This window comes from Bacteroidota bacterium, assembly GCA_016720935.1.
Classification (GTDB): Bacteria; Bacteroidota; Bacteroidia; order AKYH767-A; family 2013-40CM-41-45; genus JADKJP01.
In genome coordinates, this window is record JADKJP010000004.1 from 423,918 (window position 1) to 436,544 (window position 12,627).

At 42.0% G+C, this 12,627-nt stretch carries 15 protein-coding genes; 12 read left to right on the forward strand and 3 right to left on the reverse strand.

From position 1 onward, the window contains the following. Positions 1 to 125: 125 nt before the first annotated feature. Genes IPP86_05835 through IPP86_05845 form a run of 3 tightly spaced genes read right to left on the reverse strand, consistent with a single transcriptional unit; the run spans position 126 to position 3,151 of the window. Positions 126 to 1,169, reverse strand: coding sequence for an HlyD family secretion protein (locus IPP86_05835; protein MBL0138036.1), 1,044 nt, complete (start codon positions 1,167 to 1,169; stop codon positions 126 to 128). Between the two features lie 21 nt (positions 1,170 to 1,190). After that, positions 1,191 to 2,516, reverse strand: coding sequence for a TolC family protein (locus IPP86_05840; protein MBL0138037.1), 1,326 nt, complete (start codon positions 2,514 to 2,516; stop codon positions 1,191 to 1,193). Positions 2,517 to 2,539: 23 nt separating this feature from the next. Beyond that, positions 2,540 to 3,151: a TetR/AcrR family transcriptional regulator gene (locus IPP86_05845; protein ID MBL0138038.1), complete on the reverse strand. Its 612-nt coding sequence runs from the start codon at positions 3,149 to 3,151 to the stop codon at positions 2,540 to 2,542. A gap of 314 nt (positions 3,152 to 3,465) precedes the next feature. Here IPP86_05845 and ndhC point away from each other — a divergent pair, with 314 nt between their 5' ends. From ndhC to nuoK, 12 genes are all read left to right on the forward strand, one after another. Next, complete coding sequence (gene ndhC, locus IPP86_05850; protein MBL0138039.1) at positions 3,466 to 3,837, forward strand: NADH-quinone oxidoreductase subunit A; 372 nt, start codon at positions 3,466 to 3,468, stop codon at positions 3,835 to 3,837. Positions 3,838 to 3,966: 129 nt separating this feature from the next. Beyond that, entirely contained in the window at positions 3,967 to 4,530 is a 564-nt protein-coding gene (locus IPP86_05855; protein ID MBL0138040.1) for an NADH-quinone oxidoreductase subunit B, read from the forward strand. 14 nt (positions 4,531 to 4,544) lie between these two features. Next, on the forward strand, positions 4,545 to 5,075 hold the full coding sequence (locus tag IPP86_05860; GenBank protein MBL0138041.1) for an NADH-quinone oxidoreductase subunit C: 531 nt from the start codon (positions 4,545 to 4,547) through the stop codon (positions 5,073 to 5,075). 36 nt (positions 5,076 to 5,111) lie between these two features. Continuing rightward, positions 5,112 to 6,320: an NADH-quinone oxidoreductase subunit D gene (locus tag IPP86_05865; protein ID MBL0138042.1), complete on the forward strand. Its 1,209-nt coding sequence runs from the start codon at positions 5,112 to 5,114 to the stop codon at positions 6,318 to 6,320. Between the two features lie 163 nt (positions 6,321 to 6,483). Continuing rightward, positions 6,484 to 7,029 (forward strand): NADH-quinone oxidoreductase subunit NuoE, encoded by a 546-nt coding sequence (nuoE, locus tag IPP86_05870; GenBank protein MBL0138043.1) that lies wholly within the window; start codon positions 6,484 to 6,486, stop codon positions 7,027 to 7,029. A gap of 3 nt (positions 7,030 to 7,032) precedes the next feature. Continuing rightward, positions 7,033 to 8,376 (forward strand): NADH-quinone oxidoreductase subunit NuoF, encoded by a 1,344-nt coding sequence (gene nuoF, locus IPP86_05875; protein MBL0138044.1) that lies wholly within the window; start codon positions 7,033 to 7,035, stop codon positions 8,374 to 8,376. A gap of 224 nt (positions 8,377 to 8,600) precedes the next feature. After that, positions 8,601 to 8,948 carry a four helix bundle protein gene (locus IPP86_05880; GenBank protein MBL0138045.1) on the forward strand — a complete coding sequence of 116 codons (348 nt, stop codon included), beginning with the start codon at positions 8,601 to 8,603 and terminating at the stop codon, positions 8,946 to 8,948. A gap of 47 nt (positions 8,949 to 8,995) precedes the next feature. Next, on the forward strand, positions 8,996 to 10,006 hold the full coding sequence (locus IPP86_05885; protein MBL0138046.1) for a (2Fe-2S)-binding protein: 1,011 nt from the start codon (positions 8,996 to 8,998) through the stop codon (positions 10,004 to 10,006). A gap of 9 nt (positions 10,007 to 10,015) precedes the next feature. Continuing rightward, the gene (gene nuoH, locus IPP86_05890; GenBank protein ID MBL0138047.1) at positions 10,016 to 11,050 is read left to right on the forward strand and encodes an NADH-quinone oxidoreductase subunit NuoH; all 1,035 of its coding nucleotides are present in this window, start codon (positions 10,016 to 10,018) and stop codon (positions 11,048 to 11,050) included. Between the two features lie 29 nt (positions 11,051 to 11,079). Next, a complete protein-coding gene (locus IPP86_05895) occupies positions 11,080 to 11,652 on the forward strand; it encodes an NADH-quinone oxidoreductase subunit I (GenBank protein MBL0138048.1) in 573 nt (190 codons plus the stop codon). Between the two features lie 94 nt (positions 11,653 to 11,746). After that, on the forward strand, positions 11,747 to 12,244 hold the full coding sequence (locus IPP86_05900; GenBank protein ID MBL0138049.1) for an NADH-quinone oxidoreductase subunit J: 498 nt from the start codon (positions 11,747 to 11,749) through the stop codon (positions 12,242 to 12,244). 1 nt (position 12,245) lies between these two features. After that, positions 12,246 to 12,575 (forward strand): NADH-quinone oxidoreductase subunit NuoK, encoded by a 330-nt coding sequence (gene nuoK / locus IPP86_05905; protein ID MBL0138050.1) that lies wholly within the window; start codon positions 12,246 to 12,248, stop codon positions 12,573 to 12,575. The last annotated feature ends 52 nt before the right edge of the window (positions 12,576 to 12,627 follow it).

Genomic DNA, 12,627 nt, shown 5'->3' on the forward strand with positions numbered 1-12,627 from the left:
AGTGACTAGTTGTTAGTTATTAGTTATTGGTTATTGGTTAAAAAAAAAGAGTTTTAACCTGGTACCAGGTATTGGATACAGAGTAATAGGTGATTTGTAAATTGCTAATTAGATCGCCACACAAATCAATTCGTCAATACTGAAACTTTTACGCTCATACCCGGACGGATTTTTGAAGCTATTTCTGTATCGGCTTTGAGCAGAATTTTCACAGGTACACGCTGAACAACTTTGACGAAATTTCCAGTCGCGTTATCAGGGGGGAGCAGGCTAAATTTTGCTCCGGTAGCAGAAGAAATGCTATAGACAATTCCTTCAATTTTATGATCCGGAAAAGCATCCACTACAACTTCAACCTTTTGATCTTTCGACATATCTTCCAGTTGTGTTTCTTTAAAGTTTGCTATCACATACAATGCTTCATCGGAAACAACAGCAAAGAGTGGAGATCCGGCATTCACCAATTGTCCGGGTTGAATATTCTTTTTGGACGCTTTGCCATTGGCCGGAGAAAGGATGGTTGCATAAGACAATTGGAGCATTGCAAAATCCAAATCCGCTTTTCTTTGGGAGACAATTGAATTCGCGACCTGTACCTGGCGGTTGGCTGCTTCAACCTGAACAGCTGCGGCACTTTGTTGTTTGGAAGCTACTGAAAGCTGCGCTTCCGCGCTTTCTTTTTCCGCTTTGGCACCGTCAAACTGCTGCCGGGTAATCGCTTTCTCTTTTAGCAAATTTTCGTAACGCGTGTAGTCCTGTGAAGCTTTCCACAGTCTGACCTTAGCGCTTTCAATGCCGGATTTTGCTGTTTCAAAATTTGCCTGCGCTGTGTTGACATTTGCCTGTGCGACAGAAACACCTGCTTTGGCATTTTCAACGGCTGCTTCAGCTTGTTCTACTTTTACACGAAGATCACGATCATCCAGCTTTACGAGTGTATCCCCTTTCTTTACCGGTTGATTTTCCTCAAAACGAATTTCGCTGACATATCCCGGAACCCTGGCAAGCACCGGACTGATGTCCCCGTCAATCTGTGCATCGTCAGTATCCTCATGATGCATCGCGTATATGTATTTACTGACACCAAAATAGATGGCCAGCAGGACAACCAGTCCTAAAATGATTGGGAATATTTTCTTTCCGCCTGATTTTTTTTCCGGGGTTTGCATATTTAAATATTGTATTGATCGTTATTGAATAGTACCTGTTGATTTTTGCAAACGATAATAGGCGAGTTGCACATCCGCCTTTGCAAGCGCTAAATTTATTTGTGATTGTAATAATATGGAATTGGCATCGAGAAGATCACTCAGCGTGACAAGGCTGTTGCGAAAACGGGAATCCATCAAACGGTTGTTTTCATCAGCTTGTTCGACCGCTTTTTCCATCACTTTTACTTTTTCTTTGGATTGTTCGAACAGAAGATAATTCTGATTCACTTCCATTTTTATTCCATCACTCAAAACACTTTTTGTTTCATCCATCTGACGGTAGATTCCATTCGCTTCAGCAACCACATGTTTATTGGAATACAAGCTCACGAGGTCCCATGAAAAATTCAGCCCAACATCCCAACTTGTTTTGAATTCATCCTGAGGAGGCACGACCCGCGGATTCGGACGAGCATCGTAATAATTCGCTCCAACTGCAAGCTGTGGGAGGTAACTGTTCTTTGCAACTTTGAGAGCGTTTTGTGCCGCTTTGGAGCGAAGATCCATGGCCATCAGATCGCTTCTTTTCTCCATGGCTTTTCCAAAACAATCTGCAAGATTTAGCGAGGACAAAACCTTATCGACCTCTGTTGTATCGACATCAATTTTTGTATCCCCGTTCATTCCAAGCATCAGGTTGAAATTAAAATTCGCGATAGCCTGGTTGTTTTGAATATCCAGTCGGGTCAGTTCAATATTAGATTGCTGCAACTGCCAACGCAACACATCGTTATGTGTCGCGATCCCTTCTCGTTCCCATACTTCTGTTTCACGTACATGTTCTTTTACCTGATTCAGATTTTCTTCAACCAACTGAGCAGAAACTTTGAGTTTGTACAAATTGAAATATGCGCTAATAATTCCGAATATCACTTCATCTTTGTCTTTCCCATTGTCGTACTCCGTTGCTCTTTGTAAAAGTCTTTGTGATTCCATCGCGTACTTCAGCCTGAAACCGGAAAATACAGTCTCGTTGAGGGATAATTTTGCCTGGTAATTATTTGTGTAAACCGGAAAGAGTATTACCTCTTCAGTCGCTCCCGGAAATTTTATTTTGGGTTGTTCAATGTCACTCAATTTGGTGTATCCTGCTGAGAGACGCAAAGAAGGTAAAGCGCCATCAACTGCTTCCTGGTATTTCGCTTTTGCGATTTCAAGTTTTGCATTTGACACTTTTATATTTTTGCTTGCATCCATTCCTTTTGCAATCGCTTCCTGTAAGGTCATTCGGACCTGTTGCCCGGAAACAGGCACACAGTCAAATGCGATGAGCATAAATAGAATTGGTAAAAGATATTTATTCATAGTTCTGAGAATGTGTGACCGGATTATTTTCCAACAAGATGTTGACGCATCAGATTTTTCAGGAACACTTTTGTTCGTTCTTTGTATTGCTCATCATATATCGATTCCGTTTTGGGATTCACTCCGATAATTCTGGATGATAAGTTGCAGGAAATAGCGATTTGTGAAACAGTACCGACAAGCATCGCGATGGTCAGTGGAATGTCTACCTGACGAAATATTTTTTTCTGCTCACCTTCCAACAGTACTTTTTTCAATTCTTCAGAATTCCGCAAGAGAATATTAAAAATGTTTTCACTGTTCACTGTGGTTTTTGTACTCAGCATTTGTCTGTGCAGAATGCGGTGAAAACGGTGCTGGGAAAAAATACGATCAACATAAGCATCGATCATTCGTTCCAGTCGCTCCAACGGGTCTTCTATTTCTTTATTCAATACCTGGAATTTCTCCCTAAGAAAACCTGCCCGGTATTCGACCAATGCTTCAAATAATTTTTCTTTGGATCCAAAATAATAGGAAATCATGGCCACATTAATCCCGGCTTTCGCCGCCAGTGCGCGGACGGAAGTCGCACTAAAGCCATTTTCGGCTATTAGTTCCTCAGCGACCTCAAGAATTTGCTCTCTTTTCGACATTTTGTTCAAATGGTTCGCAATATTAAACAAACGTTTAATTTAAACAACTGTTTAACACATGTTAAAAGTCATATGCATTTGATTTTCATAATAATAAATTCGCTTTCGATTTGATTTTAACCCTTATAAAAGGCCCTGAATTCCAATAATTTGAACAAATCTGCACCGATCAATTCAAGAATTTGAACAAGTCAACCAGGAATTATATACTCTATATATATAGTACAAATAAAAAAGCTGCGGAATCCCCATTTACAACTTAAAAAAAGCATAAATTTGCCTTAATTTCATCAAAAAGGCTGATTTTCAACCCAATGAACTCAAACAACCTTCCTTCCGACTTCCTCCCTATTCTACTGCAATTCTTTGTCGCCCTGGGCTTCGTAATTTTTGTCATGTTGGCCACCCACATGTTGGGTCCAAAACGAAAAGCAAAAGCGAAGCTGGAAACCTTTGAATGTGGAATTGAATCACAAGGCAATGCCCGTATTCCATTTTCAATTAAATATTTCCTCGTCGCAATTCTCTTTGTTTTGTTTGATGTGGAAGTCATTTTCATGTATCCATGGGCGGTAAATTTCAAAGAACTTGGTATGACGGGAATTTGGGAAATGATGATTTTCATGGGACTCCTTCTTACCGGATTTTATTACATCATTAAGAAGGGTGCATTAAAGTGGGAATGAAAAATTAATTGATGAATGTAGATTTTGGATTGAAGATTATTATAACGTCACCCGCCCTTCGTCCCTTGTCACCTTCGAAGAAGAAAAAAGTCCGGATTGAAATAAAGTAATTAAGAAGCGAAACAATTTATGTCAGACAAAATCATCACCTCACCGGAAATAAAAATTGTAAAATCTCCAGACGGTTACGAAGGACCTGGATTTTTTGCAACCTCACTGGATAAAGTTGTTGGTTTAGCCCGAAAGAATTCTCTCTGGCCACTTCCTTTTGCTACATCCTGTTGCGGAATTGAATTTATGGCAACGATGGCATCAACATATGACCTGGGAAGATTCGGTGCGGAGCGACTCAGTTTTTCTCCCCGTCAGGCGGATATGCTGATGGTAATGGGAACGATTGCAAAAAAAATGGCTCCTGTTCTGCATCACGTCTACGAACAAATGGCGGAACCACGCTGGGTATTATCGGTAGGTGCCTGCGCATCCAGCGGTGGAATTTTTGACACCTACTCCGTTTTACAGGGAATTGATCAAATCATTCCTGTTGACGTTTATGTACCGGGATGTCCTCCAAGACCCGAACAAATCATTGATGGAATATTAAACATTCAGAAACTGGTGGGTAGTGAATCATTGCGTCGCCGGAATTCTCCTGAATACAAAGCCCTCCTCGCCTCTTACGGCATTGAATAAGACGTATGGAAAAACTGACCCTCGATGTTGTCATCTCCTCGCTCAAGGAAAAATTCGGCGAGCAGATTATTCAGGACGAACAACTCTATGATTTCCGAACAATAACCATCCGAAAGGAAGCTGTGCTACCCATCGTTCGTTATCTCTACGATCACGAACGTTTTCAGTTTCGTTATCTCACCACCATGTGTGGTTTGCATTATCCGAAAACCGAACAACCTTTCGGAATGATGTACCAAATCCATAGTCTGGTACACAACCTCCGTTTTCGCATGAAAGCATTTACGGTGGAGAACGATCTCACTTACGATTCCCTCACCCCTGTTTTTCTCTCAGCAAACTGGATGGAAAGAGAAGCCTTTGATTTCTTTGGATTTAAATTCAAAGGACATCCTAATCTCAAACGTATTCTTAATGTTGAGGATATGGATTACCATCCATTGCGTAAAGAATATCCTATTGAAGACCGTACACGTTTCGACAAGGACGATACCATGTTTGGTCGCAAGCCATCCGATTTCGACAGAAAAAAACTTATTCCTTAATTTCTTGTGTCAGACAAATGGCGCAAAACATTTTTTATGGAACTAAACACTGAAGTAAAACCCGGACAAAAGCAATACACCACCCTGAACCTGGGTCCCACGCATCCTGCGACGCACGGGATTTTCCAGAATGTATTGAAAATGGATGGAGAAATTATCGTTGATTCAGAACCAACGATAGGATACATTCACAGAGCTTTTGAAAAACTTGCGGAACACAAACCTTTTTACCAGGTAACTCCGATCACGGACCGGTTGAATTATTGCTCCTCTCCCATCAACAATATGGGATGGCACATGACCGTAGAAAAACTGTTGAAGGCAGAATTGCCAAAGCGGGTGGAATACATGCGTATTATCATCATGGAACTTTCCCGGATTGCCGACCACATCGTTTGCAACACAGTAATTGGTGTGGATACCGGAGCCATGACAGGATTTCTCTATCTGTTCCAATCAAGAGAAAAGATCTATGAAATATTTGAAGAAATCTGCGGCGCACGTTTAACAACCAACATTGGTCGTATTGGTGGTTTTGAAAGAGATTTCCCGGAAGCTGCGTGGAGAAAAATCAAAGACTTCGTAAAAAACTTCCCGGCTGAATTAAAAGAATTTGAAAACCTTCTGACAAGGAATAGAATTTTCATGGACCGCACCATCGGTTGCGGACCAATCACTGCCGAGAAAGCATTGCAATACAGTTTCAGCGGACCCAATCTGCGTGCTGCAGGTGTTGATTATGATGTGAGAGCGATGAACCCTTATTCTTCTTATGAAGAATTTGAATTCCAGGTTCCGGTAGGAACCCATGGTGACACCTACGATCGTTACATGGTTCGTGATGAAGAAATGTGGCAAAGTCTTAGCATCATTCGTCAGGCTATCGAAAAAATTGAAAAACTGGAAGACAAAACATCTTTCCATGCGAATATTCCATCTTTCTATTTACCTCCAAAAGAAGATGTGTACAACAACATGGAGGCGCTGATCTATCATTTCAAAATTGTGATGGGTGAAACAGATGTACCGGTTGGTGAAGTTTATCATTCGGTAGAAGCAGGAAACGGAGAACTGGGATTTTATCTGGTCAGCGACGGAGGGCGTCAGCCTTTCCGTTTACATTTCCGCAGACCCTGTTTCATTTATTACCAGGCTTATCCTGAAATGATCAAAGGCGGATTCCTGAGCGATGCCATTCTCACCATGAGTTCGATGAATGTGATCGCAGGAGAACTGGACGCTTAATAGAATTTAGAGTTTAGAATTTAGAGTTTAGAATTTAGAATTTAGAATTTAGAATTATTAGTTATTAGTTAAAGAAAGTATCCAGTGCAGACTCATGAATACTAACAACTAACAACTAAAAACTAAAAACTAACAACTAACAACTAATAACCAATAACCAATCATGACGGAATCTAAAGAGATTCGTTTTAGTGAAGAGTCCCTGGCTTTGGTTCAGCGGATGATGAAGCGTTACCCGGAAGGCAAACACAAATCAGCACTCATTCCAATTCTTCACATAGCACAAGCTGAATTCGGTGGATGGCTGAGTGCCCCGGTAATGGATTATGTAGCTTCCATTTTGAAGATACAACCCATAGAAGTGTACGAAGTCGCTTCCTTCTATTCGATGTTTAACCTGAAACCTGTTGGAAAATGTATGATCGAAGTTTGTCGTACAAGTTCCTGCTGGTTGCTGGGTGCGGAAGATGTTATTCGTCACCTGGAGAAGAAATTAAATATCAAAGTTGGCGAAACCAGTGCTGATGGAATGTTCACTTTGAAAACAGTCGAGTGCTTAGGTTCCTGTGGAACCGCACCGATGTTACAAGTGGGAGCTGATTATTACGAGAACCTCAATCTTGAAAAGGTTGATCAGCTGGTGAGCCTTCTCAAGAGTGAAGGAAAACGCAAATCCTATACCGATCAACCTGAATCCCGCACGTTGTAAGCTATGGCAAAGAAACTACTTTTAAAGAATGACCACATAGCCGGAATCCAGGGCTATTCTGTATACCGTGAAAATGGCGGCTACGCTTCTGTTGAGAAGGCTATCAAAACGATGACTCCCGATGCAGTCGTGGAGGAAGTCAAAAAATCAGGACTGAGAGGACGAGGCGGTGCAGGATTCCCAACTGGAATGAAATGGAGCTTTCTCGCCAAACCTGCGGGAGTTGCCCGTTACCTGGTGTGTAACGCGGATGAATCCGAACCCGGAACATTCAAAGACCGTTACCTGATGGAACGCATTCCTCATCTTTTGATTGAAGGAATGATAACCTCCAGTTACGCGCTCGGAGCAAATACGTCTTACATCTACATCCGCGGTGAATATTTTTATGTAGCCCGCATCCTTGAAAATGCAATTAATGAAGCATACGCCAATGGCTGGTTAGGGAAAAATATTTTAGGTTCTGATTACTCGCTTGATTTATATGTACATGTTGGCGCAGGCGCTTACATCTGCGGAGAAGAAACAGCATTGCTGGAATCTCTCGAAGGCAAACGTGGAAATCCACGCATCAAGCCTCCGTTTCCTGCAGTTGCGGGATTGTATGGCTGTCCGACTGTTGTCAATAATGTTGAAACCATAGCTGCTGTTGTTCCGATTGTGAATGACGGCGGTGATGAGTATGCGAAAATAGGAATCGGAAAAAGTACAGGAACAAAACTCATCTCTGCTTCAGGACACATCAATAAACCCGGTGTTTACGAAATTGAAATGGGAGTTCCGGTAGAAGAATTTATTTTCTCACAGGAATATTGCGGGGGAATTCGTGGAGGAAAAAAACTTAAAGCTGTGGTAGCCGGAGGTTCTTCTGTTCCTATTCTTCCGGGTGAACTTATCTTAAAGACCGCGAAAGGCGAACCTCGCCTGATGTCCTACGAATCTCTCTCTGATGGAGGCTTCGCTACCGGTACCATGTTGGGTTCCGGTGGATTTATAGTCATGGATGAAGATACCAGCATCGTAAAAAATCTCTGGAACTTCACCCGTTTCTATCACCATGAATCTTGCGGACAATGTAGTCCTTGCCGTGAAGGAACAGGCTGGATGGAAAAAATCCTGCACCGCATCCTTGAAGGACATGGAACAATGAGCGATATAGATTTGCTTTGGGATATCCAGGGCAAAATCGAAGGCAAAACAATTTGTCCGCTTGGTGATGCGGCTGCATGGCCTGTCGCCGCTGCGATCCGTCACTTCCGTTCTGAGTTCGAAGAGTATATCAAGAATCCAAAAAGCATCAAGGATGTTAAGCACTATTACCGTCTGAATAACCTTGTGGAAGCTTAATTAAAAGGCAAAAGGCAAAAGGCAAAAGGCAAAAGGCAAAAGGCAAAAGGCAAAAGGCAAAAGGCAAAAGGCAAAAGGCAAAAGGCAAAGATTTTATTAAAAATTGCAAAAAATAAACATCTCTCAATAAAGAAAAACAAGATAGCTAGTTTCAATACCATTCGATTTACTTCATTGTGTAAAAAAACTCAATGAAATACGAAAAAGATATTTATGATTGAACATTGAAGCTAGGAGTAAAAGTAGTCTTCGAATACAAAAAACTAAGAAAGAACAGAGTTGATTTCGCTATTGCTAATCAATTTTTAAGAAGTGGGACTTCAATTGGCGCAAACGTAACTGAAGGAAAAGCCAGTAGTTCCAGAAAAGAATTGATTCGTTATTATGAAATAGCCCTTCGTTCTGCACATGAAACTGAATATTGGATACGACTCATTCAATCAGCATACTCTGAAAATAATATTGCAATTGAGGAGGAACTAAAAAAGGAAATAAACGAAATTATTAAAGTCATAAGTAGCATTGTATTAAAATTAAAAAAAACTATAGTTCAAAAAGATGACAGGCAATGATTTTCTGTTTTTGCCTTTTAACTTTTGAATTTTGAATTCATAATTCTATGGCGAAAGTCACGATTGATGGCCACATGATTGAAGTTCCGGATGGAACTACCATTCTCCAGGCTGCGCGTATGATCGGAGGAGATGTTGTTCCTCCGGCCATGTGTTATTATTCCAAATTAAAAACAAGCGGAGGGTATTGCCGTACTTGTCTGGTTAAAGTAACCAAGGGTTCAGAAAAAGATCCCCGCCCGATGCCGAAACCTGTGGCTTCCTGCAGAACTCCGGTAATGGATGGCATGGAAGTGCAAAACAAAACGGCTCCGGATTTACTCGAGGCAAGAGCAGGTGTAGTTGAGTTTCTGCTCATTAACCATCCGCTTGACTGCCCGATTTGCGACCAGGCCGGAGAATGTCATCTGCAGGATCTTGCTTACGAACACGGCTTGTCCCGTACGCGTTATGAATTTAGCCGCCGTACCTTCCAGAAAATTGATATCGGTGAAAAGATAAAATTACACATGACACGATGCATTCTTTGCTACCGTTGTGTGAAAGTAGCCGAACAAATTACAGATGGTCGTGTGCATGGTGTCATGAACCGTGGCGATGTCGCTGAAATCAGCACTTATATCACACAGGCTGTCGAAAATGATTTTTCCGGAAACATGATTGATGTTTGTCCTGTTGGTGCGCTTACCGACAGAACATTCCGGTTTAAAAGCCGTGTATGGAATGTCAATCCGGTTGATGCACATCGTAATTGCACAAAATGCAGCGGACGCGTGATGCTCTGGATGAAAGGGGAAGAAGTGTTCCGTGTCACTGCCAGAAAAGATACGTATGGTGAAGTGATGGACACACCGGACGGAAAAGCAGGATGGATCTGTAACGAATGTCGTTTTGATAAAAAACAAACAAGTGACTGGGTAATTGACGGTCCGAGTAAGATCAGTCGTAACAGTGTGATTTCACAAAATCATTACATGCTATCTGAACCGGCCCACAAACCTTTGTTGAATGCAGTAAAAGCCGTACCGGCAAACTGGCAATTGGAAAACAAAAAATAAGTTTCATTTATGTTCACACCCGCACTCATCTATATAATTATTCTCATCGTTGTGATTTTCTCCATCACCCTGGTGATCGCGATGTATTCCACTTACGCGGAAAGAAAAGTCGCAGGATTTCTGCAGGATCGTCTGGGTCCAAACAGAGCCGGACCCTTTGGAATCCTTCAGCCGGTTGCGGATGGAATCAAGATGTTCATGAAGGAGGAAATTATTCCGGATGTATCCAACAAATGGTTGTTTATCCTTGGACCGAGTGTCGCGATGGCAACTTGTTTGATGACAAGCGCGGTGATTCCTTTTGGAAGCGGACTCACCATCGGAGGAACATTTTATCCAATGCAGGTCGCCGATGTGAACATCGGAATTCTCTATGTTTTCGGAGTAGTCTCCATTGGCGTTTATGGTATCATGATCGGCGGATGGGCATCCAACAATAAATACTCCTTGCTTGGAGCCTTGCGCGCATCATCACAAATGATCAGTTATGAAGTAGCGATGGGACTTAGCATTATCGCCCTGGTGATGATGACAGGTACCCTGAGTGTTCGTGAAATTGCTGAAGGACAACCTGGAGGACACTGGAATGTGTTTTACCAGCCGCTTGGTTTTTTGATCTTCATCATTTGCGCTTTTGCTGAAACCAATCGTGCGCCTTTTGATTTACCGGAATGCGAAACAGAATTGGTTGGTGGTTATCATACAGAATACAGTTCAATGAAACTGGGATTTTACCTGTTTGCTGAATACATCAACATGTTTATTTCCTCAGCGATTATCTCCACTTTGTATTTCGGTGGTTACAATATGCCTTTCATCGGAAGATTCGTTACTGATCCAAACACTCTGAGTCTGATCGGCACCGCTTTCCTGTTTGGCAAAATCTTCTTCTTCATCTTCTTCTTCATGTGGGTACGCTGGACCATCCCCAGGTTCCGCTATGACCAATTGATGAACCTTGGATGGAAAGGACTTATTCCGCTGGCGATTCTCAATATCTTCCTTACAGGTATAGGTATGTGGTTCTTCGGTAAAGTATCCTGATTAATTCTCCCCAACGCGAACAAAAAAATATGCAATCTCTCAGCAATAGAAGCAAAGTCGTCTCTAAGAAAGAAATGTCTTTCATGGAACGTATTTATCTTCCCGCGATTTTTGGCGGAATGGCAATTACAATCAAACACCTTTTCAAGAAAAAGGCGACGATAAATTACCCTGAAGTCAAACGCGACTACGCACCTGTCTACAGAGGCAAACATGTCCTGAAACGTGATGAGAATGGCGCTGAACGTTGCACAGCCTGCGGACTTTGCGCAGTGTCTTGTCCGGCCGAAGCCATCACCATGGTTGCCGGTGAACGTAAAAGCGGTGAAGAGAAATTGTATCGCGAGGAAAAATATGCTGTGACGTATGAAATCAACATGCTTCGTTGCATTTTCTGCGGATTGTGCGAAGAGGCTTGTCCGAAAGAAGCAATTTTTCTGACCGACGAATTGGTTCCTACAAATTTCAAAAGAGGTGAATTCATTTACGGTAAATCCAACCTGGTAGAACCATTGGACAAACGAGTAGATGTTTCGGTAAGACAAACACAGGCTGTTTTGGACTTTAAGAAAAACAAGCAGTTAACGCATAATAGAATATAGGGACGAGGGGCGATGGGACTAGGGACGGAATCGTACATAAGCCCAAATAGATTAAAGAATAAATTTCCTTTCATTAATTACAACCAATAACCGAATGACACTTTACCTCTTCTACTTTCTGTCCTTCCTGGCAATATTGAGTGCCCTGATGGTCGTTATTTCCAAAAACCCGGTACACAGTGTTCTTTATCTTATCCTGACCTTCTTTGCGATCGCGGGTCATTACGTTTTATTGAATGCTCAATTTCTGGCTGCAGTGCATATTATTGTGTATGCAGGCGCGATCATGGTTCTCTTCCTCTATGTGATCATGATGCTCAATCTCAACGCCGAGACAGAGCCGCACAAAGGAAAATGGCTGCGGGTGGCCGCGACGATGGCGGGAGGATTACTAATGGTGGTTCTCGTTGGAGCGCTTCGTTCCGCTTCCGATCAGATGCAGGTAGCGGCACCAGATAGTCAGATTGGCTTGATTAAAAATCTCGGGCATGTATTGTACAGTGACTTTATGCTGCCCTTTGAAATATCCTCTATTCTGTTTCTGGCAGCCATGGTTGGCGCAGTAATGTTGGGAAAAAAAGAAATTAAATAATATGGAAAACGTAACCAGGGTCATTCAACTCATTCCGTTAAATTATTATGTACTCTTGAGTACAATGTTGTTTAGCATTGGCGTAATCGGCGTGTTGTTTCGCCGAAATGCGATTGTTATTTTTATGTGCGTGGAATTGATGTTGAATGCAGTTAATCTTTTGCTCGCCGCTTTTTCCGCCTATCATTCAGACCCGGCCGGACAGGTTTTTGTATTCTTTATCATGGCAGTAGCGGCTGCTGAAGTGGCTGTAGGACTTGCCATTCTTACGATGATCTACCGGAACACGGGTTCCGTTGATATCAATTTCCTCAACAGGCTGAAATGGTAGGCTGAAACCTGCAATTTTTATAGAAGTATTGTTATTTCTCCAAAATTTCTGT